Genomic DNA, 23080 nt, shown 5'->3' on the forward strand with positions numbered 1-23080 from the left:
AATGCCTCTCTTTAGAGGCTATTTTTATCTTTATGGATAAGGAACGTAAAAAAATCTTTTGCTAATTAATATTAATTAGCTCTTTTTATATTCTTTGATTTGAAATGGTAGGTATTCATACGTATATCGGCCTCTTATATACCAAGGGGCATTAGTAATAAGCCTTGATATTTTAAGATTTTTACCTCGAAAAATGGTTTTAACTTCACGGTGATTAATTCTTCTGATTGTTATACCTATTTCTTGCAATTTATTAAAATCGGTTTCATTTACATCTGGCGAAGTACCATTTAAGTAGCAATCTGCTAAATTTTTTAAAAATACGAAAGCTTCTTTTTCTCTTTTATTTAATTTCATAATAATAATTTCCTATCTTTTTTTATTTTTTGGATGAGTGGATTCCTTCAGCCACTCACTGAATTTTATATTTGTTTTTTATTATAATTATCTGATAAACATCAGAATTAATTAAAATTATTGGTAGGTAATTAATCGAAATATTGTTAGCATATTATTAATCCTATATATCTGTAGCGGTTTTAGGTTCGCCAATATCTAGTTGCACCTAGGTATTGGCATTTAACTTAACTTGAAATTTTATAAACCAAATTATCAGGTGTGATTATATGGTTTTGTCCGACTTTAAATTCTTTATTAGTTTGCTTTTCTTTAATTAGTAAAGGTACTAGCGCATAACGAATTAGGTTGCTGCTTGAAGAGATAAGAACTTCTCTTTCTACATCATATTGCCAATCTTGCTCAAGCTCAATTGAGCTATAACGGTGCTTAGATTTATCAGATTGATTCAATAAAAAGTTCTCAAGAGTTAGCTCGTTATCTCTCGATTTGTGAGTGTTAAAATGCTCAAAGCGATCTTGATGCATATAAAATGTTAAGTCATTTTTGTACTCAAAGTGATTTGTTATTGCTTTGTCTAAAGTTTTTACTATTTTCATAATGTTTTCCTTGTTTAAGTCATTAAGACGAGGAAACATTAACAGATGAAAAACAGAAAGAAAAGAAAGCTAACTATATGATAATATAGGGAATATACAATAATATAGGAAAGGATTTATAATAATAAAATGGCTGTTTTGATAAAGTATTCTACAATCCTTTTATCGTCTATATATATCAAAATGAACTTTACTTATAATTAAAAATCCGAAAAAAGTTGAAAAAAATGATTTGCTGCATTCAAATTTCCTCATTCAGAATTATTAAACCCCATAAAATCTTTTTTAAAATGTGAAACACCTGATGAGTCATTAAGAGGCAAAAAGTTAGAAGCTCAAGATTTTATTAATATTGTAATGGATGACCCTGCAAAAGATATTCTAGGTTGGTTAAATAATCCTGAAGATAAACAAGCTTTATGGGAAGACAGTAAGTGGCCTATTTTCAAACAAACGTGTTCGGATAACTTTGGCTTTGATCCTGAAAAGGCTGATGTCAACTCAGTGTTATTTAGCTTGTGTGAATCAGAAGGTGAATGGCAGGCAGTGTGGCAGCGATTTGAAGATACGGCGCATAACTTACCATTATTAGTTGAAAAGCTGAAATCAGTTCAACCTGATGGATTAGCCTTTAATGCCAGCCATTTTTTATGTGAAAACTTAAAAGATGAAAATGAGATTGCTGATAAATTAATTAGTTTTGATCAACAAGATGTAGCTGTTATTAAAAAGCAGTTATTAGTGATTTTTGAGCAACAAGCAGAAAGAAAGTCATGGTTATGGTATAGCCTTGGGTTATCTCCTTGGTTAACGATTCTAGAGCAATTAACTTTAGTGGTTGAACACACTGATATCGCTTTTACAGGCCCTTCTGTAGATGCGATGGCTAATACTTATAAAGAACGTTTTTGGCAAGCTGATGCTGCTGCTATTAATGCTATGGCGGTTGCCAAAGATATAAATCAACAACAAGTTGTCGCTGATATCTTAGCGGTAATTTATACCCCTTGGTTAGAACAAGTCACATTAAATTTTCAAAACTTGGTTAGAGCAGAAGGATATCCTGGTAAGCCAGGGAAATCTGATGAAGTTAATGAATCAACCGCGAAATATGATGTTGGCAGTCAGGTTGTTTTCTTTGTTGATGGTTTACGATTTGATACGGCAAAAACATTACAACAAAAGTTAGATAAGCTTTCAGTTAGCACTTCTTTGAAAACAAATTGGTGTGCATTACCTTCATTAACTGCAACTGCAAAAGCTGCGGTAACTCCTGTAGTAGATTTACTTTCTGGAGCACAAGAAAATGATAACTTTACGCCAGTGCTTGCGGCCTCTGGTTCAGAGTTTAGCTCTTACCATTTGAAAAAATCATTAGATGTTAAAGGTTGGCAATATTTAGATGGTCTAGAAACAGGTAAGCCTACAGGTAACGCCTGGGTACAAACAGGTGATTTAGACAACATGGGGCATAAACAACAAATGAAGATGCCACTGAATATTGATGCGGTATTGGAAGACGTCGTTGCGCGAGTCGATGGATTATTAAAAGCAGGCTGGAAAAATATCCGTATAGTCACCGATCATGGTTGGTTATGGGTGCCAAACAAATTAGCAGAAGCTAATATTTCAAAAAACATGGTGAAAAAGCGCTTAGCTCGTTGTGCAATATTAAAAGATAATGTTGATACTTCTGAGTTAAAAGTACCGTGGCATTGGAATGAAAATGTCTCTGTAGCGATGGCTCCAGGTATATCAGGTTATGTTGCTGGAGATTACTACAACCATGGTGGTTTGAGCTTACAGGAATGTTTGACGCCTGTGATTAATATTAGGAACGAAAGTTAGGTTGGTATAATGGCTTTAACTGATGATGAAATAACGGCAAAAGCAATCGTTCAAGCAAAGACAATGAAGAAAGCTTTAGCTAAAGGAATGGTCGATCATTTACCTGAAGAAGAAAGTGCTGTTTCTGTGTTTATGGCTGGTTCGCCAGGTGCTGGTAAAACTGAAACAGCCAAAAGTATGATCTCTCAATTTAGACAAGAGCACGGTGTTGAAGTTGTTCATATTGAAAATGATGAACTCAGGAAGGAGTTTGAGGATTACCAAGGCTTAAATTCGCCTCTTTTTCAAAGGCCAGCTACACTTTTAGTAGAGGCAATACATGATAGGGCACTGAGAAAAAAAGTAAGTTTTTTACTTGATTCGACTCTTTCTAGTTTTGAAAAAGCCAAGTCCAATATCGAAAGGTCTTTAAAGAAGGGAAGATATGTTTTAATAATCTTTGTTTATCAAGATCCTGAACAAGCATGGTGTTTAGTTAAGGCTCGTGAAATTGTTGAAGGAAGGCGAGTACCGGAAGTAGTTTTTGTAAATCAATTTTTAGAGTCTCAGCGAGTGGTAAGTAAGTTAAAAAAATTATTTACCGATCAAATAGATATTATTTTTATAGAAAAAAACCTTGATGGTACCCGAGAAAAACCTTACTTTAATGTAAGTGACATTGACGCATTACTTGGCAAAAAGTATAATCGCGCCTCGCTTGAAGCCATCGTCGGCATAACTAAATCTAATTAAATAAGGAGTACGACATGTTTAAACAACGCGAAAAAGTTAAGTCTACACCTTTTTCTGAATTCGTTCGTAACAGCTCAGCTAAAGATAAGCGTAAATTTTTTGACAAAGTAATTAAAGAAACCGTTGCAGTTCAACGAGCTATGATCGAAGAATCTAAAGTTTGCAGTTAATTTTTTACTAGAGTTATTGTAAATATGAAGCCGCTGAGAAAGCGGCTTTTTTGATCTCAGATTAGAATATTGATTTATCTCTAATTCTTGTCGAAGTGATTTGTGATAAATCATCTTTCTTAATAGAAGTTAACTCGCTGGAGAATTCGCCACGTAAATAAAGCAAGATAACCGTGTTATCTGCCTCAATATTTAGCATCTGACAAACTTCATTTATGTCATCTTCATCCATAGAGCGTTTGAACGCATCCATTTGGCGTGAGAGATTATAAACACTGAATATACTCGCCATTACTTTCTTGTCTTCAGTTGATTCACCACCACCGGGGTTGACAATTTTATTAAATTCAACAGGTTGTTTTTGCTTTATCAAGGAGGTGAATTCAATTGCTCTATTCTTTGCACAACCTGGGGTATGATCATCAAAAGTTACACCGTTAACCCATTGTGCCTTAATCCAATTTTGATGGTCGCCTTTTAAGGCTCTACCTTGTTTTCGATGCGGCCCGTCATCTTTGAGTAGTTCTGTTCTAATTAGGTTAATTGCTTTAAGTAATGTTGGGTTATTCGTATATTGCCTGTAATCAAATTCAGGCCGAGCTAACATTCCTGGTACTGCTACAAAGCTATCGGTGAAATATGTTTGGCTATCGTCTTTTTTCCTTGAAACTTTATATTCAGCTTGAGGGGCAATGTTCGTTCCTCGGTCAAAGCCTCTTACCTCATACCTTGTGCAGATATCTTCAAATAACTTATGAAGCCCATCAAAGTCGTTTGAACCTGAGCTATCTTCCAGGTGGTTTAATAAGTCACTATATGCCTTGATGGCATCAAGGTTGGTGTAGTGTTTAGCGGTAGTATTACTATGGTAACCGCAAGCCCTACCTATGTTAGCTTGAACAATTGCTGCAATATTGGCTATGGTACTATCCCACGTATTAATTAGTGTATTTTTCATTTCATGGCCAAAGTTAATACCAGCCCTAAATCCGGCAACGGTTATGGCAATTAATTTGTCATCAAACATCACAGCGGTTTGATATTCTCGTTTAAAGTCATCAATACTTGCGAGTTCAGCATGGTCAACGCCTACCAGCTTTTGACCTATTATCATTATTTGATCTTCAGAGATGCCATTACTTAAAAGTATTTCCTTAGCAATTTTCGTCTGACTACTTGGCACTCTTATTAAGGACCATCCTGCTGAGTTGTGTTCTTTAAATTGACGTATGAATCGTTTTCTCAAAAGGGAGTCGTCACAAAAGTTTCGTTGGTCTTCTGCTAGCTTTACTAATTGGTTATTACGATGCATTTCTCTAATGCCATGATATTCATCACTGGTTTTGTGAAAAACGAGGCTGGTTTTAAAGTTATGGCGCAATATCGAATCAGACCCTGCGGAGTATAAAGCACTGAAAGGAGTTGCTGAAATGAAAGCCACTTTACATTGAGTATTTTCTTTTTCTAAATACTCAAAAATCTTAGAATATCTTACAGCTTCAGAACCAGTACCATAATGACATTCATCAATGATGATGAGTTTAGGGTGTTGATTTTTAAATTGACTAGTAAGAGTAGATTCATAGTTAGTAAAGTTACTGACTACTACGTTGTTACATGGAGCTAAGTCTTGTTTAGCTTGTTCAAGTAACGATAGGTCTGCCATTGTAACCAAGTACAATGTATCTTTTAGTTGCTTACGATCGCATATGTCGGCATCACTAAGTTTCTGCCTTTGCATGCCTGATAAAGCTAGAGCAATACCTGATTTTCCTGATTGCATTTCAGCCGCAATGACCACTGCCCTATTATTTTCAAAATCTTTAAAAGCTTTTTGTGCGGCATTACGCTGATGCTCAAAGGTATTTTCTGATAATACCTTCTCAATCGCATTGCGGTGCAAATTTGCAGAATTAGTCATAAAAGATTACTTCGCTGAAAATTGTGATTCATCACTTAAGCTGCCAGATTTTTCAGGTAACTTATTATGTTCTTTTTTGGCAATACTTCTTTCAATATGGTATTCACCACGTTTGTAAAGCACGAACATTGTATCGTCGTGAGGGATATTAAAATGATCACACATATCCCATACATCATGCTCTGTCATGATTGTTTTGATCACTTTACGACGAGAAATATTATAAATACTGAATACCGTTGCAGTAATGAGTTTGTTTTCTGTTAGCTCTCCTGAGCCGGGTGCTACTACTCGATTAAACTCAACAAACTCATCGTTATTCAACAAATCTGTGAGCATAATCGTTCTATCTTTTTGTGGGCCATCTACACCTGCTTTTTCAGGGTTATCATAACTATCACCATTTACCCATTGCGCTTTTATCCAGTTTTTCTTTTTACCTCGCATTGCTCGATTACCTTTAACAGAAGGAGCACCTTTTTTGGTGAACTCTTCTCTTAAAATATTAATTGCAGAAAGCATATACTTATCTTTGGTAAATATATTGAAGTCAAAATCATCTTCTAAAAGTTTTGCTGGTACGGCTACAAAACCATCTGTTGAGTAAGTTTCAACGTCGCCTATTGGTCGGCGTCTTTTGTATTTGATAGTTAGACCTACGTCTAAACCATTTACATGATACTCCTGGCAAATGTCTTCAAAGAACTCTTTTAAACCATCAAAGTCTGATGCAGCATGATCAGAGCATGTTCTTTCTAGATAATCTAATATTGCACCGTAAGCTTCAGCCGCATTACCGTTGGTATAATGCATAGATGTATTATTACCATGATAACCACAAGCTCGACCAACGTTAGCCTGAACAACCGCTGCAACACTCGCTACTGTACTGTCCCAAGTTGAAATTAAGTTGTTCTTCATCATAGCGCCGAAGTTGATACCAGCCCGACAACCAGCAACGGTGATGGCTACTAACTTATCCCCAAACAATTGAGCATCTTCAAAATCTTTTTTGAATCTATCTATAGTGGATAGTTCATCTTCAGGTACTCCTGATAGAGAGTTTCCTAATATAAATATATTATGCTCTTCAATGCCTTGTGAAATGAAGAACTGTTTGGCGTCCATGGCATTACCAGCAGGAACTCTAACTAATGACCAGCCCATGCCTTCGTGTTGCTTGAATTGGTTCATGAAGTTTAAGCGTTGTTCTGAATCAATTAGAAAATTCCGGCAATCATCATCTAAGTTGATTAATCGGCCATTGTTCAGCATTTCCCTCACACCGTAATATTCATTGCTGGTTTTATGGAATACCAAGCGAGTACTAAAGTCTCGACGCAAAATTGAGTCTTTTAGAGCATTACTAGCCGCTTGCTTAGATTCTTGAAGTAATTGTTCATTATGATCCTCTTCAGCTTCAGAGCTTATTTCTAATGCTTCTTCATATTCAGTTTCAGCACCATATAATGCGCCAAACGGAGTGGCTGATATAAATACAACTTTGCAGGTGTCATTTTCTTGCTCTAAATAATCAAAAATACTGCTATATCTAATACCAGTGACATTTGAACCATAGTGACACTCATCGATAATAATTAGCTTAGGGGGATTCCCTTTGAAATCAGCCTCTAACGCTTTTTCAAAGTTTACAAAATTACTAACAACGACATTCTTGGCTAGTTTAAGGTCATCTTCCGCTTGATCTCGTAAAGCAGTATCAGGCATTGTTACCAAATAGAGAGTGTCTTTAAGTTGTTTGCGATCACAGATATCAATATCTGACAAATTAAGTCTTTGAAAGCAACATAGGGCTAGAGCAATACCAGATTTACCTGCTTGCATTTCTGCGGCGGTAACAACGGCTCTGACATCTTTATCAAAAGCAGAGTAAGTTTTTTGAGCAGCGTTAATTTGATGCTGGTGAAGAGAGTCGCCTAAAAAAATATCTTTTATGCGTTGGCGGTGAATTTCGGGTTGGTTCATTCTATTCCCTTAAATAATTAACTATATATCTTATTAAAACAAAATATTAACTATCTAAAAGTCATTTTATAACGATAGCCAATTTTTTTGATAGGAGGACTAACGCTTCTTTTCTTTCCTCGAAATAATCATACCGATCATAAATACCCTCTACTCCCTTGAGTTTATGGTTTAAGCAACGCTCTGCAACATGCCCGGGAGTGCCTTGTGCAGCTAATAAGGTTCGGCACGTTCGACGTAAATCATGAACAGTGAAGTGAGGCATATCACCCATCACATTGGGTGGTTGTTTTTTCTTACCAGCTTCATGACCAAAGAGTTTGATAATCGCTCTATTAAGCGTATCAGGCCCCATAAATGGTCGCTTGCTTGCTCTCCTATTCGGAAACACATACTCAGAGCCACAGGCTCTTATATACAGCTCATTTAGCCACTCTATAACAACGGGCGCTAGGGGGATTTCGATACCCACTCCCGATTTACTTCGTTCTTTTGGTAAACTCCAAACCGCTTTATCAAGATCAAACTCAGACCAAGCAGCTTCGGTTAATTCCGCTTTTCGGACACCTAAGCAAACTAACAGGGCACAGGCTAAATAATTGTCACGTGCAAAACTGTCGCTGTACTCTCGAAACTTTGCGAAGGTAAAGGTTAATTCTTCAATGGTTAGAGCTCTGTCTTTACTTTTTTCTACACCGCCAGCATCAGAAACAGAAAAAGCGCTAGCAGGGTTAGCACCGATAACGTCGAGTTTAATACCGTGGTTAAATAGCTGCTTACAATACATAAGTGCATCGTTAGCAATAGCCGGGCGACCACTATCAGCAATGCACTTTAATAAGTCTCTTATGTCTCTAGCATTTACGCTAGAAGCTTTTAAGCTACCTATATGTGGCGAGATATCTTTTTTATATACACGGGCAGGTATATTGGGGTGCTTAAGGCGTTTAATATTTCCAAGATGCCAATCTTCAAAAAGATCATCTACTGTTTGAATGGTTGCTTGTTCAGCACGTTTTTTGGCAAGTAAGGGATCTAAGCCGTCACGAAGCTGCTTCATTTGTAATGCAGCTTCTAACCGAGCTTCGGCTAACGACATATCGCTTAGCTTAGCTAAGCTCATTTCTTTACGTTTATTATTGGCAGTGTATCGAAGCATCCAATATGGTTTGCCTGATTTAGGAACAACAAAATATAAACCATCACCATCGGCGTACCTTTTAGGTTCGCCTTTGGCGTATGAAGTAACTTGTTTAGCGGTCAACTTTCCCATTGTGCTGTAGCCCTTATATAACGGAGGGATAAAATACCCACCACCCTACTTTATAAAAACTATAGCACACTCACCACTTAACCCACCAATAAAACTAAGAACCCACCAGACAACCCAATACAACCGCAGACATCAAAAAACAAAAAACCTTTAAAAACAGCGCACTCACATCAACAAAAGACAGCACTAGACACTATTCAATATTTTGGATCTGCTCACGCATTTGCTCAATCAATACTTTCAACTCAACCGCTGAATTAGTGATGTCTGAATTGATTGATTTACTGCCCAAAGTATTCGCTTCGCGGTTAAATTCTTGCATCATAAAGTCTAAACGGCGGCCTTGTGCACCACCTTTTTTCAAAATACTTTTGGTTTCTTTCACATGGCTAAATAGTCGGTCGATTTCTTCGTCAACATCCATTTTTTGCGCAAGTAGTACGAGCTCTTGTTCAACGCGGGTTGAGTCTAGTTCGATATTTGCATCGGTGAATTTGTCTTTAATGCGGTTGCGTTGCCATTCAATAATTTCTGGCATGTGGGTTTTAACTTTGTCGGCTTCTGCAATAATGGCGTCTAGGCGCTGCTCGATAAGCACCTTCATGTTTTCGCCTTCGCTAGCACGTGCGGCGATGAAGTCTTTTAAGGCTTGATCAAAGCCTGCCAAAATTTCTGCTTGCACTACGTTCATGTCGGTTTCTTCTGCTTCCATTACGCCCGGCCAGCGCATAATTTCAACAGGGTTCACTTTGCAGTTTAAGGTTTGTTCGTTAATCCAACCAGCATGTTCGATAAGCTGAGTTGCTAAGTTTTTGTTGATTGATAAATTACCTTTTGTGGCAGGATTTGCGTTAAAGCGTAAATTACATTCAACTTTGCCGCGATTTAATTGCTTGCGAAAACGCTCACGTAAAATCGGCTCTATGCTTCTAAACTGCTCAGGTAATCTGAAATAAGTTTCTAAAAAACGTTGGTTAACACTGCGAATTTCCCATACCGCGTTACCCCAGTCGCCTTTCACTTCATGGCGAGAAAAAGCTGTCATGCTATGGATCATATCTAAACCTTGGTTATATTTAACAAATAATAACCAATTATGCCTGAGCCATAGCTATCTATCCAGACTTGCCAGTAGCGAATATGTAATAACTTTATTCGAGCGCAAACTAAGGACTAAACTCCATTTCACCAAAGCTTACGGCAAAGTCTACACACCACACGCTTAAACCGGTTAAATCGTCTAACGTTTTGCCGTTGGGTAATTTTAACGGGAAGGTATTGTTTTCATAAACAGTGCCAGTAATACGGCTGCTAATCGCAAAGGCTTGGTCGCTCGCAAAATCATTATTTTTTGCCGCGTAGAAATATACTTCAGGTCCGCCTCCGTCGTAATAAAATTGACTGACTTCAATGGTGCAGTCATCAATCACTGTCGCTTTACCTGCAACATTATGACTTTGGGTAGAAAAGAAACCACTCCAGCCAACCATAGCATGCGTTTTTTCACAGCTGCCATTATTGTCTTGATTAAGCTGCGCAAGGCTTTGCTCGAAGTGATAAATCGCATCATCTGCGGTGATTAGCGACATGTTAAAGACAAGATTATCGGCCAATAAACTTTCCACTTGTTCGGCAAAATTAGCCGCTGAAAAATCAAGGGTTAAATTTTCTGCTGCTTGATGTATTGCATCGGGAATATGAATACCATTACTTAAATCGCCGTCTTGATCGAGACTTTGCAATAGTCTAAGGGAGTTCACCACTTGCGTATCATTAATATCATCGGTTGAAAATAACGTCAGCGGCGTAACCAGTGTTTGCGCATTAACCGTTGGAAAATTAATACCGCCAATAGAAAAGGTAATAGACTCATTAGCTAGATAGGTAAATTCACCCGCCGAATTCGTTGTGCCACTGGCGGTATTGGTTTGATATTGCAACCCCGACACAGCAGCGTCGATAAATTGCCCGGTAAATACTTCTGGTGCGGATGTATCTGGTGTCGAGTTATCTGGCACTGGAGTAACAGCTTCAGGGGAATTATTCGCAGCTTCACCATCACTTGAACCGCCACCGCATGCACTAAGTCCAAATACTAAACTAAGTAAAAAAACATATTTCATTGTTTCAAACCAACCTTTTCATTGTACAAAAAACTCTGATAACTTCAGTGTAGCGAATAAGTTGCAATGAGATATTCACAAAAGTATCACATTTTTATGGCACGCATTTTCTAGCGATAAATAGCACTTATGCGGTAATTTTTTGCCATTGCTGAACAATTTTATCGGCAACACGAAACGCATTGGCATAAATGGTAAAGGTATACGGAACACTGCCGCCCGTTGGCATAAACGAGCCGTCGGTAACATAAAGGTTGTCAACTTCATGGGCTTGGCAGTTTTTATCTAAGACCGATGTTTTAGGATCGTTGCCAAAGCGACAGCCGCCAGCCATTAAATTAGGCGGCGGCGAACCGCTAACCGAAGATGAAATATTTTTTGCGCCCATCGCTTGCAACAAGGTTTCAGCTTTTTGCGTTAAGTATTCACCTACTTTTAAGTCGTGATCATGATAACCAATGCGCACTTTAGCCACAGGATCGCCCCATTTATCGGTAACGTCTTCATCTAAGGCAACAAAACAGTCATCTGTCGGCAACCAATCATTAAACACTTCAAAACGCAGCGTTTTATAACTGGTAAATTCAGTGTGTAAATTTTGTTTTAATTGCTCGCCCCACACTAAATTATCGTCACTTCCCCATTGCGAACCGTACGCACGGGCAATAGGATTTTGATGGAAAAGAAAGTCAATGGTGCCGCCTTTTGCCGGTTTGCCAAAGCTTTTGTCGTTTATTTGATACCAGTCTTGCAGGGCGCGATTAATAAACGGACCCACTTGTTTAAGCTCGGCTTGTTGTTTTTCTGTTAAATCATCAAAGAAAAAATCGCCACTGCCCGTTCCGCCTGCGCTAAAGACCAAATTTTTACCTACTTGGCCTTGATTATTCGCCAATCCGTTAGGGAATTTCTTACCAGTTGAGGCTAATAATAAACGTGAGGTTTCTACCGCTTGACAAGCCACAACATAAATTTTTGCTAAAGCGCGCTGCTTATTACCTTTTTTGTCATAATAAAGCACACCTGAAATTTCACCTTGGTCATCGGTGGCAATTTTATAAACCTTAGCATGAGGAACGATAGTGCAATTTCCACTCGCCACCGCATGATTAAGTAATGCCGCACGACCACTACCTTTCGCGCCCGAAGAGCAACCATAACTACTGCAATAGCCAGAGTATTCGCAACTTCTGCGCCCCATTGCTGGAGTAGATAAAATAGCGCGAGGCACTGGCATGGCATGATAGCCAATTTTATCTGCGGCAGCGTCTATCCATGTCGATACGCTATGGTCAACTAAAGGCGGAAAAGGAAAGTCGGTAGAACGCGGTTCTTGATGTGGGTGATCAACTACACGACCAGAAACGCCAACTTCTTGTTCTACCTTGGCATAATAAGGTTCAAGCTCGTCATAACTAATTGGCCAATCGGCGACATTTGCACCGGCAATATCACCAAAGTGCGTTTTCAATTTAAAATCAATCGGCTTTAGTCGGTGAAAATAACCACTCATAAAGTTCGACGAACCACCCACAACACTACCATTCCAAAAGCTCCAACCAGAATCGCTTGTTGCTTCTTTGTCCCAGAACGTTTTGCCGTCGTCATCGATGTATTCTTCTTCAATAACATGCTGTTCATCAGCCAGTTTGGGGTTGTAGGAGTCGCGTAAACTTATCGCTAACTCATCTTTAAAAAACTCTTTTTCTGTTAGCCAAGGGCCTTTTTCTAAGACTAAAACTTTCGCACCTGCTTTGGCTAAGGTATAGGCAACAGGTGACGCGCCAGCACCGCTGCCGACTATGCAAATGTCATAACTCATGCTTTTTTCACCTTTTGCTGTGTAGAAACGTGTTTAACGGGAATAATATTTTCAGCAGTTACTCTGGCAGTTGTTTGACTAGCCAACCCTTTGCTGCGCCCAGCCGGTATTTCAAAATAACGTTGGCCAGCTTTAGGTAATGGAAAACCTGCTTTGTGCTCTAACCATTGCCAACCAATGCCATTAGGGTTTCCGCCATAAGCCGGCGGTGAAAGCATGGCTTCAAAAATATAACCGAGTAAGGTGTTTAGCCAATTTTCACCCGCGCGTGAACGGCTAATGCCACGCAGTATCTGTTCTTTTTCATCTGTGGTTAAGGCGATAAAATTTTTACTATGTTGCTGTTGGCTATAACCGTTTAACCAGCCGACACCGTTAAAGATAAATTCAATTTCGTCTTGTTCCGTAGGTTGCAAATGCACGATATTATATAAATAAACAAAGGCTTGAATTTCTTCTGCGCCTGGTCCTGAAGCTGAACTTGGTAACAAGTGATTTTGCACCGCAATTAGGGTTTGCCATTCGGGTGTTTGTTTCGCATCACGCATTTTATCGGCATAGTCTTGACTCAATGCAGGTAACGACATTGTTGCAATGGCGGTAGCGCCTGCGGCTGACTTTAAAAACTGACGACGACTTTGCATAGCCGCTTGTTTTTGTTTAAACCACAAAGGGGTTTGGAAGTTTTTTTGAAAGAATGACATAACAATTACTCGCCGGTTGAAGATGCATTTTGTACTTGATTATTCACTTGCCATTTATCAATAAACGCTTGCCAGTGTTCAGTGGAATATTCACTGCCATCTAATAATTCAGCGGTATCTTTAGACAATAACATCTTGCCCTTTGCAGTCGAAATATACATATGAGGATAGCCCAAAACAGGAGGAAGACCAGCCATAAATTCAGCATTTTCATTGCTGTCACTTACATTCACTTTTAGTAATACGTACTTACTGTGTAGGTCATTATAAATTTTGGGGTTTGCCAATAAAAATGCATCCATTTTATGGCACCACGTACACCAGTTACCGCCAATTTCTATTAGGATATTACGGTTAGTTTGTTGCGCTAACTTAATTGCATCAGCGGCATCAACAAATGGGTCACGTTGGTCGTCATACACTTTACTGTAAGCAGGTAACTCTGCGTTTTCTTTTGCAGACAAAGACACACTAAATATCACCACTAACGCAAATATAAATGCACTAACAAACTTCATTAAAACTCCCCAAAAACTTAGATAAACAAACTTACTATTAACAGACCTGAACTAATGACACTATATTTCAAAATAGTTTACTGGTCATTATGTCAAAGTTCATCGTTAACTATTATAATGCGCAGCAATTAATTTTTAGAAGGTACTCAATATGCGTCCAAGCGGCAGAACAACAGGTCAAATTCGTCCTGTAACTATTACTCGTCAATTTACAGCTCATGCTGAAGGTTCCGTCTTAATTGAATTTGGTGATACCAAAGTAATTTGTACTGCCTCTGTTGAAGAAGGTGTACCACGCTTTTTGAAAGGCCAAGGTAAAGGTTGGGTAACTGCTGAATACGGTATGTTGCCGCGCTCTACTCATACTCGTATGCGCAGAGAAGCTGCAAGCGGTAAACAAAGTGGCCGTACACTTGAAATTTCACGTCTTATTGCTCGCTCATTGCGCGCTGCAGTTGATTTAAAAGCGTTAGGCGAAAATACCATTAGTGTTGATTGCGACGTAATTCAAGCCGATGGTGGAACACGTACAGCTTCAATCACCGGTGCATGTGTTGCCTTAGTAGACGCATTAAACTACATGCGCGCTAAAGACATTATTAAAACCAACCCATTAAAGCATATGATTGCCGCTATTTCTGTAGGTGTATACAACGGCGAGCCCGTTGCTGATTTAGATTACCCAGAAGATTCAGCTGCTGATACCGATATGAATGTGGTAATGACCGACACAGGTAAATTGATTGAAGTACAAGGCACAGCCGAAGAAGAGCCGTTTAGCTTTGATGAAATGCAAGCCATGTTAGGTTTAGCTAAAAATGCTATCAACGAATTATTTGATTTACAAAAAGCCGCACTAGCTTAAACAGCCACGGTTAGGAACAAAATTATGAAAAACTATCAACGCGAATTTATTGAATTTGCCATTCAAAAACAGGTATTACGTTTTGGCGAATTTACCTTAAAGTCGGGTCGTACTAGCCCTTACTTTTTTAACGCTGGTTTATTTAATACTGGTGGCGACTTAGCGCGTTTGGGTCGTTATTACGCTGCCGCATTAGCAGATTCAAATATTGAATTTGATCTACTGTTTGGCCCAGCATACAAAGGTATTCCAATTGCAACTACCACAGCGGTTGCTTTAGCTGATCATCACAATATGGATATGCCTTATTGCTTTAACCGTAAAGAAGCAAAAACTCACGGCGAAGGCGGCAGCTTAGTTGGTTCAGCGCTTGAGGGAAAAATCATGTTAGTTGATGACGTGATCACCGCGGGCACAGCAATTCGTGAATCAATGGAAATTATTCAAAACCATGGCGCAGAACTATCTGGCGTTTTGATTGCTTTAGATCGCCAAGAAAAAGGCCAAGGTGAATTGTCAGCCATTCAAGAAGTTGAACGTGATTTTGGTACCCAAGTTATTTCTATTGTCACTTTAGGCGATGTTATCACTTACCTTGAAGAGCAAGGTGACCAAGAAGAAAGCTTAGTGATGATTAAAAAATACCGTCAAGACTACGGGATTTAAGCTAAAAGCTGTAAGCATTATCAGTGCGATAGAATAAAAAAACGCCAACATCTGTTGGCGTTTTTTTATGAAAATAATTGACTCGTTAATACTTATTTCTTGCCGCTTATGGCTTTTCTCTTTCCACTTCTAACTTGCAGCTTATAACTTACCTTTAAGCCGTTATTTGAAAATGACTCTTGCCTGACTTTTCATAAGCTTGATTAATTTCATCATAAAAATGTTCAATTCGACCTGCCCTGGCAATAACGTCTGCCGAACGTTCGGTTGAGATAGACGCTTGCGCAGCTAAAGTTTGATTTATAAAAGTATCAAACTCGTTTGAACTTTCTGTCTCGTCGTCTGCTAAAGACTGTTTCGCTTCACTACTACTTAGCCCTTGCTTTTGCTCGGCTTCTGCCGTTAATAGCTCGCTTTGCGCTTGCAGTATAATTTTTGCAGCTGTTGCCGCAACTTTAGTATCTTGAATTGAAGGGTTTACCGGCGCTAAAGCAGCGGCTTGTACGCGCTGCATTTTTGCGATCGTTGCTGTTGGGTCACCACTAACTGCTGTTAAATCTACAGAAACTTCACCACCTACTGCGTAACGCTTACCATCAGGACCTGTTTGATATTGATAACTTGGTGCCCCTGTTGCCAAACCGCCAACAGATGCGTGCGCATTTTCATGACGTTTAACTTCTGCGTCGCGCGCAACCAGCTCTTTAATAAGTTGCTGCTCGGCTTGCTCTTGATGTTCATGCTCTGGATGATCGTGCTCTTGCTGGTTGGTTTGTTGCTGATGCTGTTCATCTTGCTGTGATGATTTTTGCTCAGACGACTCTTGCTGTGCATCGCCGGTGGAATCACCTATGGTTGCAGCGTCTTGTTCAGCTTGTTTTCTTAGGCTAGTAAAATCAACTTGCTCATTTTGTTGTGCAGGTGTTTTTGCGCGCTCTTTATCTGAGGCAACACCTTTTTCTGCGGCAGATTGACTAGCCGCAGTTGGTTGAGTAATTAATTCACGCGAGACATTTTCACGACGCAAGCTATCAGTCGGTGGGTTTACCACCGTAGCTAAAGGTAAGGCTGCTGTTTGCGAAGTGATGTTCATGGAAAAACTTATGCCGTTACGTCAATTAAAGTACCTAAGCTCTCATCTGCTGACTTTATCACTTGGGCCGACGCTTCAGCTTGGTGCTGTGCAACTTTTAAATTAACAATTTCTTGATTTAACGACGGTAACTGTTCTGCAGGTAAGGCTTGATTTTCAGCCGTTTGAGGTACGGCTTGTGTTTGGGTAATGTTGTCGGCACCCGATGTTTCTCGGGCAATGCCCGCTGCCGCTTGATTGGCATCTTCTGTCGCTTTTTGAAAACCTTGTACGCCAGAAGAAAATGCTGATTGAATATCCATAACGACCACCTTAACGAAAGTGAGTGCAGTGAAAACTAGCTATTTTCATCAAAAAACTGTACACACATATTGTCTAATTATTAAACAAAACAGCGTAAAAGTAAATGTTTGTCGGTTTTACCTTGCTAGGTGAATAAAGCCGTTAACCATCAAAATGTTGTTTTGCAAGCCAAGTACTTAATACCTCAAGAAATTCTTGTTGATGAGAAATAAATGGCGCATGCGAGGCTTTCTCAAAAATATGCTGTTGACTGCTCGGTTGCAGCTCACTCACTAACTGGGTAACAATTTTGGGTACTAAGCTGTCAAGTTTGCCATATAGGCGCAACATAGGTAACGACAATGGTTCAAGCTCAGCTCTTAAGTCAACAGTTTCTAGCAGTGCCAAAGAATCATCTAAGGTTGTTTTGTTTGGCAGAGGCAAGGTCATAATCAACGCGCGAATTCGCTTGATGTCTTGGCGAATATGTTCACTACCCATAGCTTGAATTTTCAGGAAGTTATCAATCGTTTTTTGAGTATCTTCTGACAGCATACGATGAAAACCTGCCAATATATTCGCTTTAATGCCCGGCCAATTGTCTTTTTCAAGAAAACAAGGAGAACTCGCGATGGTAATTAACGCCAATGCTTTTTTAGGATAAAGGCTAGCTAAACGTGTCGCAACTAATCCACCTAACGACCAACCAATATACACTGCAGGCTTGGCAACCGATTCTGCGATAGCATTAACGACATTATCTAAACTGTAGTTGCTTAGTTCATGTTCTACGTTATTACCAAAGCCTGGCAAATCAACAGTGATCACTTGAAAGTTCTGTGACAAAGGCTCGATTAATTCTTGCCAAATGCCAGAGTTTAAACCCCAACCGTGTATAAAAACTAATGGGATCCCTTGCCCGTAACTCGCAATATTCAGTGTTTCTGCCATTATTAATCTGGATTCAATAAATTGGACGGGTATTTTACCCAAAGGTTGCTGAGAATGGAATTTGGCAAGATCATTAATTTCCCTTTGTTTTCTTTTTTTAAGCGCGCAAAAACAAACCTTATAAGTGATGGCGCAAAACAATTTAAAATAGCGCTTTCAAGCTGCGAATTGTGTCGCCAGTCTTGTTCATCAATCAGTATGCTTTGTCAGTATTGCGAACAAGACCTGCCCTATTTTAATCAACAAGTCATTCAAGGTGATTTATTAAATTGGCCCGCGATTGATAAAGCACTTACCCCTTATCAATTTGACCAACTAATTTCATTATCTTCGTATCAGTGGCCGTTTTCAAAATGGATCAGCCAATGTAAATATCAAGGTCGGTTTGAATTAACCACCATGCTAGCACAACTACTTAGCAAGCATTGGCTCGCTTTACACAGCCAATATGCACTTGAACGGCCCGATGCAGTTATCGCTGTGCCGATGCATATTAACCGCTGGCAAACTCGCGGCTATAACCATGCGCATTTATTAGCTGAGCATTTTGCCAAACTCAGCCAGATATCTTATCTACCTAATTTCATTGTTCGAGAAAAAGCGACGAACAGCCAAGTCGGCAAATCGGGGGTTGAACGTCGCAAAAATCTCAAAAATGCCTTTACGCTCACTAGCAAGCGTAAAAAATTACCTGAGCATATACTGTTAGTCGACGACGTAGTCACCACTGGCGCAACCGCTAATGAATTATCACGACTGCTAAAAAAACACGGTGTAAAAAAGGTCACCTTAGTGACCTTATGTATTTCGCTTATCGATAATAGTTAAGTACACATTCAAGCACTAATAAGCACTAAAAACATGCGAGAAAAACAAGCTATTCGCGAGTAGCTTTGCCGTACCTTGCCAGTAACCCCTAAAGGTGAGATTCTCTGTGGTTGCGATCACTCGACCTTTGCCAACATTATGCGCAATAACAGCGGCGTTATTAGCAATACGATTGACTAAGTTTTTATCGGTATAACCACTAAGCAACGGTGATTTACTGTATTGAGCAACGGTAATAAACGGCGTCGATGGCAAGTCCATAATTAAATTACTGTTTCTAAACATAGGTAAATTCTGATCTGTGAAACCGTAAGCCAGTGGGTGGCTGGTATCTAATTGGGTTTGATAAATGGCGCCGCTGATACGTTTACGACTGGCAAGGTTCGCTTTGTCTTGATACGGCAAGTCTGAGGTATCAAACATTTGGTTAATTTGCTTCTTGCTAACAAAATTCGCATTTAATAAGCCCTTTTCACTTGACCATTTTGCTGCACGTTTTTGCGCAACTAAAGTACCGCCATGTTTTATCCACAGCTCTATTTTGGCAGTCATTGCATCAGAGAAATCAGCGTAACTACCATCAACCATGATCATATGACTATAACGGCTTAACTCAATTTTATTTAAACGTTGTTTTTCAACTACAGTAACGGGAATGCCTAATTGTTTATCAAGGTAAAAAAGGACTTCTGCCGTTTCATATTGTGAAATGCCTTTGCCGCCAACAAGCAATACTTCAATCGGTTTTAATGGCTTAATTGAACCACTGCCCAAATCCACCCCTTCAACCGATAAGCCAGAGGAAATAGCAAATAATTCAATGCCAATATTTTGCGCAGCACTGGTTAATATACTTTGCCAATTAGCTGGCTGTTCAATACCTGAAGGAATAACGATACTGCCTGTTCCAAATTTCTGGCTGCCTTGTACAACCTTGGCTGAAAACGCTTTGGTGGTGACTTTCGCTTTCACCCCTTGGCTTAACAGTTGTTGCAATAATTTAGGCGCTAAATAATGGTGCCATTCAAATGCATAAGCGTATGCATCGCTGGCAAGTTGTTCGGTTTTCGCTGCGCTAGCTTGCCATGTTTGTTGTGCCAGTTTTAAACTACGACTGCGCTTTATTTCTTTAACGTTTAAGTCCAAGGCTAGCGACATTGTCCAGCCGGAAACATCATAAAAGCTGTTGTCGTTAAACTGTGTTGGCTGGGCAAACAAGGTTTTAATAATACGATATTGCGGCTGATTTAACGGCACATAAAAACTGCGGCCTTTTGGATATAAAACACCATCAGCGCGATAATCCGATGCTAAAGCAAAAACATCAATTTTATGCTGAGTCAATTTGGCTAATAGTTCATTAACGCGGTAACTGTCTTGGTTGGCCTGAATTAAATAGCCATGATAATTTTCATCATCGACTAAACCTTCAACACTTTGATAAAAGTCATTTCGATAATTTTTTAGTGAGTCACGGTTTTGCCATGCACCATGAATGGTAGATAAAGACGTGGTAACGTGGTTTTGAATACCTTGAGCAAAAGTTAAATCACCATTCGCCGTTTTTTGCACCATGCCTCGGCTACTAGCTTGTTCAAATAAAATGCCAATGCCGCCACTAATATCTGGGTAGGTTGACCCTTTGCCATAATAAAAATCATCAAAGCTTTCTTGACTAAAATACAATTGCTGTTGTTGGTCAAGTGCTGTCGCATGATACTTAGCAAGCGCTGTGGTTAACTCAATATTCGCTTTTGGCGTTAGTGGGTTGTTTCGTGTCGGAATACCCGGTTGGAAAAAGTAACTGCTATGCGATCCCATTTCATGAAAGTCACCTAGAATATTCGGTTGATACTGATAGAAATAAGGTAGGCGATTAATCGTTTCTTGTTGCGTAAGTAATAGCCAGTCACGATTTAAGTCAAAACCAAAATGATTGGTGCGACCCGTGCGCCAGGGTTGGTGATGTTCGATATGATCAGGATTGGTATTAATAGTACTGTTGCGATGAGTATTGACCCAATTAACAAACCGGTCCATACCGTCTGGGTTCATGCTAGGTTCAAGTACAAGAATGGTATTATCTAATAATTGCTTAATCGACTCGCTGTTGCTTGCCCCTAAATAATAAGCAACCACCATAGCGGCATTAGCACCACTAATTTCATCACCATGTACACTGTAACCTAACCAAATAACGAGCGGCTCGTCGGCTGATTTTTTTGCCTTATTAGTATTTAAAAATGAACGTTTTGCTAACAATTCATCCAAGTTCGCTAAGTTTTGCTCAGCAGAAATTGTCACTAATAGTTGGCTACGCAATTCATTGGTTCGGCCAATTTGAGTAAGTTTAACGCGTGAAGAGCTGCTCGCTAATTGCTGAAAATACGACACTAGTTGGTCATGGCGAACATGCCGGTCTCCAATTTCAAAACCGAGTACTTTTTCTGGCGCAACCACTTGTGAGTTATATAGCTCCCCTTCAGGCAAGTAACTATGTACTGGCGCAGCAACCGCAACAGTTGCAGCCATTAGCACTAATAAACAGCCCAAAATAAAACGACTATACGTCATGCTTTTTTCCTTAAACTTAGAAAACCGATGTGCTTATTAGGCAAGCTTTCTAAAAATTCGATTAAATAAATCAGCTGAAAAATCATAATTAATGATGACACTGAACAACTTAGCTACTTTAGCATATTAATTTAAGTACAGTTATATCAATCTAATACTGGCGTCTTGGCATTTTGCAGCGTAAAATAGCCATACTTGACTCAATTAGTCGGGTATTAGGTGGTCAACCTACAATTAACAACTGCATTGAAGAGTATACAGACACTATGATCAATATTTCCGAGTCGGCACAAGCCCATTTTGTAAAGCTGCTTTCCCAACAAGCAGAAGGCACAAGTATTCGCATATTTGTTGTTAACCCTGGCACTGCAAATGCCGAGTGTGGCGTATCTTATTGTCCACAAGATGCAGTAGAACCAGAAGACATGAAACTCGAATATAATGGTTTTCTTGCCTACGTTGACGAAGCTAGCAAGCCGTTTTTAGAAGAAGCGGAAGTTGACTTTGTTACCGACCAAATGGGTTCTCAACTTACCTTAAAAGCACCTAACGCCAAACTACGTAAAGTTGCCGAAGACGCGCCTTTATTTGAACGTGTTCATTATTTCATTCAAGCAGAAGTGAATCCACAACTGGCTGGCCATGGCGGTGAATGTACCTTAATGGAAATTACCGAAGACGGTTACGCAGTATTGCAATTTGGTGGTGGCTGTAACGGCTGTAGCCAAATAGATTTAACCGTAAAAGAAGGCATTGAAAAGCAGCTGCTTGAAATTATGGGCGGTGAAATTAAAGGTGTTAAAGATATGACTGAACACGAACGTGGTGAGCACTCTTACTACTAATAGTTTCAACTGTCAGTGAACCATATATTAGAAAAACTAGGCCAAGACCCTAAACTTAGCATGAAGCGGTTTATACAGGGAATTGGCCTTTTTGTTATTGGTATTTTATTTATCTTTTTAGGATATTACCAGCACCACCTATGGCAAGTGCTGGGTATAGTTTTTCTAAGTGTGGGCTCTTTAGTGGCGGCTTGGAGTTATATCGGTTTGTTTGCCAATCGGCTTTATCATATTTTTAATCGCCACAAATGACCCGAGACAGATTCAAGATACTAGTTACAAGAGGCTCGCTGCAAGCTTTAAGAGTTTAACTTCTAGCTTATCGCTTGTAGCTTGTAACTTCTAGCTTGTAACTTCCCACTTTTAGCTTCTAGCTTCTAGCTTGTAACTTCCCGCTTGTAGCTTTTACAGCGGACTAATTGAAAAGTGATGGCTAGCAATAATAAAACCTTCACGCAAATAAAATTTATGCGCCATATAACGCTGTACACCTGAGTCTAAATGCATTTGTTGGCAACCTTGTTCTTGCGCGTAAGCTCTTAGCCACTTCATCATAGTGCGACCCGCGCCGTATGAGCGATGCTCTTCATTTGAGACAAAATCGTCAACATAAACATGTTTGCCCCATGCGAGCTTTTCACCAACAACAAAGCCTGCAACACAGAGTATCTGGCCTTCTTTTTCGATGTAGGCGATTTGATAATCATTTTGCATTTGCTTTTTAATTTGTTTTTCAATGTGACTAAGTGAAAATTGCGGACGCAGTTGTTGTAAAACCTCGGCAATACCGCGTAATGAAGTGCGCTTGTTAGCCAATTGAACTTGCATTTGAATACCTTTACAGATGAAATAAAATAACCTGTTATCAGCATAAAACAACTCGTGGTCGCTCACAAGACAAGTTCAGTCTTAGTTACAATAAA

22 protein-coding genes are annotated in these 23080 nt (G+C 39.4%); 7 read left to right on the forward strand and 15 right to left on the reverse strand.

The annotated features are described in order from the left end of the window. Nucleotides 1-75: 75 nt before the first annotated feature. Nucleotides 76-357 carry a hypothetical protein gene (locus ACRRSQ_RS06110; RefSeq protein ID WP_440874827.1) on the reverse strand — a complete coding sequence of 94 codons (282 nt, stop codon included), beginning with the start codon at nucleotides 355-357 and terminating at the stop codon, nucleotides 76-78. 227 nt (nucleotides 358-584) lie between these two features. Next, nucleotides 585-956: a hypothetical protein gene (locus ACRRSQ_RS06115; protein WP_440874828.1), complete on the reverse strand. Its 372-nt coding sequence runs from the start codon at nucleotides 954-956 to the stop codon at nucleotides 585-587. Between the two features lie 273 nt (nucleotides 957-1229). Between ACRRSQ_RS06115 and pglZ the strand changes: the two genes are divergently transcribed. From pglZ to ACRRSQ_RS06130, 3 genes are read left to right on the forward strand one after another with little or no spacing between them, the layout of a single operon-like run. Next, nucleotides 1230-2804, forward strand: coding sequence for a BREX-1 system phosphatase PglZ type B (pglZ, locus tag ACRRSQ_RS06120; RefSeq protein ID WP_440875304.1), 1575 nt, complete (start codon nucleotides 1230-1232; stop codon nucleotides 2802-2804). 9 nt (nucleotides 2805-2813) lie between these two features. Next, the gene (locus ACRRSQ_RS06125) at nucleotides 2814-3536 is read left to right on the forward strand and encodes a zeta toxin family protein (RefSeq protein WP_440874829.1); all 723 of its coding nucleotides are present in this window, start codon (nucleotides 2814-2816) and stop codon (nucleotides 3534-3536) included. Nucleotides 3537-3550: 14 nt separating this feature from the next. Continuing rightward, a complete protein-coding gene (locus tag ACRRSQ_RS06130) occupies nucleotides 3551-3706 on the forward strand; it encodes a hypothetical protein (protein ID WP_440874830.1) in 156 nt (51 codons plus the stop codon). A gap of 61 nt (nucleotides 3707-3767) precedes the next feature. On the opposite strand, the gene ACRRSQ_RS06135 is transcribed toward ACRRSQ_RS06130, so the two are convergent. From ACRRSQ_RS06135 to ACRRSQ_RS06170, 8 genes are all read right to left on the reverse strand, one after another. After that, entirely contained in the window at nucleotides 3768-5627 is a 1860-nt protein-coding gene (locus tag ACRRSQ_RS06135) for a DEAD/DEAH box helicase family protein (protein WP_440874831.1), read from the reverse strand. A gap of 6 nt (nucleotides 5628-5633) precedes the next feature. Then, complete coding sequence (locus ACRRSQ_RS06140) at nucleotides 5634-7613, reverse strand: glutathione synthase (protein WP_440874832.1); 1980 nt, start codon at nucleotides 7611-7613, stop codon at nucleotides 5634-5636. 61 nt (nucleotides 7614-7674) lie between these two features. Then, on the reverse strand, nucleotides 7675-8886 hold the full coding sequence (locus ACRRSQ_RS06145) for a tyrosine-type recombinase/integrase (RefSeq protein WP_440874833.1): 1212 nt from the start codon (nucleotides 8884-8886) through the stop codon (nucleotides 7675-7677). Nucleotides 8887-9079: 193 nt separating this feature from the next. Beyond that, nucleotides 9080-9943 carry a YicC/YloC family endoribonuclease gene (locus ACRRSQ_RS06150; protein WP_440874834.1) on the reverse strand — a complete coding sequence of 288 codons (864 nt, stop codon included), beginning with the start codon at nucleotides 9941-9943 and terminating at the stop codon, nucleotides 9080-9082. 109 nt (nucleotides 9944-10052) lie between these two features. Then, complete coding sequence (locus ACRRSQ_RS06155) at nucleotides 10053-11009, reverse strand: DM13 domain-containing protein (protein ID WP_440874835.1); 957 nt, start codon at nucleotides 11007-11009, stop codon at nucleotides 10053-10055. Between the two features lie 127 nt (nucleotides 11010-11136). Continuing rightward, a complete protein-coding gene (locus tag ACRRSQ_RS06160; RefSeq protein ID WP_440874836.1) occupies nucleotides 11137-12831 on the reverse strand; it encodes a GMC family oxidoreductase in 1695 nt (564 codons plus the stop codon). Continuing rightward, nucleotides 12828-13535 (reverse strand): gluconate 2-dehydrogenase subunit 3 family protein, encoded by a 708-nt coding sequence (locus tag ACRRSQ_RS06165; protein ID WP_440874837.1) that lies wholly within the window; start codon nucleotides 13533-13535, stop codon nucleotides 12828-12830. The genes ACRRSQ_RS06160 and ACRRSQ_RS06165 overlap by 4 nt, the downstream gene beginning before the upstream one ends. Nucleotides 13536-13540: 5 nt before the next feature. Then, complete coding sequence (locus ACRRSQ_RS06170; protein ID WP_440874838.1) at nucleotides 13541-14053, reverse strand: thioredoxin family protein; 513 nt, start codon at nucleotides 14051-14053, stop codon at nucleotides 13541-13543. Nucleotides 14054-14204: 151 nt separating this feature from the next. Here ACRRSQ_RS06170 and rph point away from each other — a divergent pair, with 151 nt between their 5' ends. Together rph and pyrE are read left to right on the forward strand one after the other, a co-directional pair. Then, the gene (gene rph, locus ACRRSQ_RS06175; RefSeq protein ID WP_440874839.1) at nucleotides 14205-14918 is read left to right on the forward strand and encodes a ribonuclease PH; all 714 of its coding nucleotides are present in this window, start codon (nucleotides 14205-14207) and stop codon (nucleotides 14916-14918) included. A 24-nt stretch (nucleotides 14919-14942) separates the two neighbouring features. Further along, a complete protein-coding gene (gene pyrE, locus ACRRSQ_RS06180) occupies nucleotides 14943-15584 on the forward strand; it encodes an orotate phosphoribosyltransferase (protein ID WP_440874840.1) in 642 nt (213 codons plus the stop codon). A gap of 154 nt (nucleotides 15585-15738) precedes the next feature. On the opposite strand, the gene ACRRSQ_RS06185 is transcribed toward pyrE, so the two are convergent. From ACRRSQ_RS06185 to bioH, 3 genes are all read right to left on the reverse strand, one after another. Then, complete coding sequence (locus ACRRSQ_RS06185) at nucleotides 15739-16677, reverse strand: putative metalloprotease CJM1_0395 family protein (protein WP_440874841.1); 939 nt, start codon at nucleotides 16675-16677, stop codon at nucleotides 15739-15741. An 8-nt stretch (nucleotides 16678-16685) separates the two neighbouring features. Beyond that, nucleotides 16686-16979 (reverse strand): hypothetical protein, encoded by a 294-nt coding sequence (locus ACRRSQ_RS06190; RefSeq protein ID WP_440874842.1) that lies wholly within the window; start codon nucleotides 16977-16979, stop codon nucleotides 16686-16688. Nucleotides 16980-17121: 142 nt separating this feature from the next. Continuing rightward, complete coding sequence (gene bioH, locus ACRRSQ_RS06195) at nucleotides 17122-17910, reverse strand: pimeloyl-ACP methyl ester esterase BioH (protein WP_440874843.1); 789 nt, start codon at nucleotides 17908-17910, stop codon at nucleotides 17122-17124. A gap of 54 nt (nucleotides 17911-17964) precedes the next feature. On the opposite strand from bioH, the gene ACRRSQ_RS06200 reads away from it, so the two are divergent. Continuing rightward, nucleotides 17965-18738 carry a ComF family protein gene (locus ACRRSQ_RS06200; protein WP_440874844.1) on the forward strand — a complete coding sequence of 258 codons (774 nt, stop codon included), beginning with the start codon at nucleotides 17965-17967 and terminating at the stop codon, nucleotides 18736-18738. A gap of 15 nt (nucleotides 18739-18753) precedes the next feature. On the opposite strand, the gene ACRRSQ_RS06205 is transcribed toward ACRRSQ_RS06200, so the two are convergent. Beyond that, complete coding sequence (locus ACRRSQ_RS06205) at nucleotides 18754-21312, reverse strand: M14 family zinc carboxypeptidase (RefSeq protein WP_440874845.1); 2559 nt, start codon at nucleotides 21310-21312, stop codon at nucleotides 18754-18756. A gap of 266 nt (nucleotides 21313-21578) precedes the next feature. Between ACRRSQ_RS06205 and nfuA the strand changes: the two genes are divergently transcribed. Beyond that, entirely contained in the window at nucleotides 21579-22157 is a 579-nt protein-coding gene (nfuA, locus tag ACRRSQ_RS06210) for a Fe-S biogenesis protein NfuA (protein ID WP_440875305.1), read from the forward strand. 405 nt (nucleotides 22158-22562) lie between these two features. Here nfuA and ACRRSQ_RS06215 read toward each other — a convergent pair whose 3' ends face one another. Continuing rightward, on the reverse strand, nucleotides 22563-22985 hold the full coding sequence (locus ACRRSQ_RS06215) for a GNAT family N-acetyltransferase (protein ID WP_440874846.1): 423 nt from the start codon (nucleotides 22983-22985) through the stop codon (nucleotides 22563-22565). Between the last annotated feature and the right edge of the window lie 95 nt (nucleotides 22986-23080).

Origin of the sequence: Thalassotalea sp. PLHSN55, assembly GCF_052030545.1 — a bacterium.
Lineage (GTDB): Bacteria > Pseudomonadota > Gammaproteobacteria > Enterobacterales > Alteromonadaceae > CANMXU01.

What these genes read in the sequence shown, in the direction of transcription:
- rph (WP_440874839.1), top strand. Translation starts at nt 14,205, where the DNA reads ATGCGTCCAAGCGGCAGAACAACAGGTCAAATTCGTCCTGTAACTATT.
- ACRRSQ_RS06215 (WP_440874846.1), bottom strand. Translation starts at nt 22,985, where the DNA reads ATGCAAGTTCAATTGGCTAACAAGCGCACTTCATTACGCGGTATTGCC.
- pyrE (WP_440874840.1), top strand. Translation starts at nt 14,943, where the DNA reads ATGAAAAACTATCAACGCGAATTTATTGAATTTGCCATTCAAAAACAG.
- ACRRSQ_RS06170 (WP_440874838.1), bottom strand. Translation starts at nt 14,053, where the DNA reads ATGAAGTTTGTTAGTGCATTTATATTTGCGTTAGTGGTGATATTTAGT.
- ACRRSQ_RS06200 (WP_440874844.1), top strand. Translation starts at nt 17,965, where the DNA reads ATGGAATTTGGCAAGATCATTAATTTCCCTTTGTTTTCTTTTTTTAAG.
- ACRRSQ_RS06205 (WP_440874845.1), bottom strand. Translation starts at nt 21,312, where the DNA reads ATGACGTATAGTCGTTTTATTTTGGGCTGTTTATTAGTGCTAATGGCT.
- ACRRSQ_RS06150 (WP_440874834.1), bottom strand. Translation starts at nt 9,943, where the DNA reads ATGATCCATAGCATGACAGCTTTTTCTCGCCATGAAGTGAAAGGCGAC.
- ACRRSQ_RS06115 (WP_440874828.1), bottom strand. Translation starts at nt 956, where the DNA reads ATGAAAATAGTAAAAACTTTAGACAAAGCAATAACAAATCACTTTGAG.
- nfuA (WP_440875305.1), top strand. Translation starts at nt 21,579, where the DNA reads ATGATCAATATTTCCGAGTCGGCACAAGCCCATTTTGTAAAGCTGCTT.
- ACRRSQ_RS06145 (WP_440874833.1), bottom strand. Translation starts at nt 8,886, where the DNA reads ATGGGAAAGTTGACCGCTAAACAAGTTACTTCATACGCCAAAGGCGAA.
- ACRRSQ_RS06135 (WP_440874831.1), bottom strand. Translation starts at nt 5,627, where the DNA reads ATGACTAATTCTGCAAATTTGCACCGCAATGCGATTGAGAAGGTATTA.
- ACRRSQ_RS06190 (WP_440874842.1), bottom strand. Translation starts at nt 16,979, where the DNA reads ATGGATATTCAATCAGCATTTTCTTCTGGCGTACAAGGTTTTCAAAAA.
- ACRRSQ_RS06160 (WP_440874836.1), bottom strand. Translation starts at nt 12,831, where the DNA reads ATGAGTTATGACATTTGCATAGTCGGCAGCGGTGCTGGCGCGTCACCT.
- ACRRSQ_RS06185 (WP_440874841.1), bottom strand. Translation starts at nt 16,677, where the DNA reads ATGAACATCACTTCGCAAACAGCAGCCTTACCTTTAGCTACGGTGGTA.
- ACRRSQ_RS06155 (WP_440874835.1), bottom strand. Translation starts at nt 11,009, where the DNA reads ATGAAATATGTTTTTTTACTTAGTTTAGTATTTGGACTTAGTGCATGC.
- ACRRSQ_RS06165 (WP_440874837.1), bottom strand. Translation starts at nt 13,535, where the DNA reads ATGTCATTCTTTCAAAAAAACTTCCAAACCCCTTTGTGGTTTAAACAA.
- ACRRSQ_RS06110 (WP_440874827.1), bottom strand. Translation starts at nt 357, where the DNA reads ATGAAATTAAATAAAAGAGAAAAAGAAGCTTTCGTATTTTTAAAAAAT.
- bioH (WP_440874843.1), bottom strand. Translation starts at nt 17,910, where the DNA reads ATGGCAGAAACACTGAATATTGCGAGTTACGGGCAAGGGATCCCATTA.
- ACRRSQ_RS06125 (WP_440874829.1), top strand. Translation starts at nt 2,814, where the DNA reads ATGGCTTTAACTGATGATGAAATAACGGCAAAAGCAATCGTTCAAGCA.
- ACRRSQ_RS06130 (WP_440874830.1), top strand. Translation starts at nt 3,551, where the DNA reads ATGTTTAAACAACGCGAAAAAGTTAAGTCTACACCTTTTTCTGAATTC.
- ACRRSQ_RS06140 (WP_440874832.1), bottom strand. Translation starts at nt 7,613, where the DNA reads ATGAACCAACCCGAAATTCACCGCCAACGCATAAAAGATATTTTTTTA.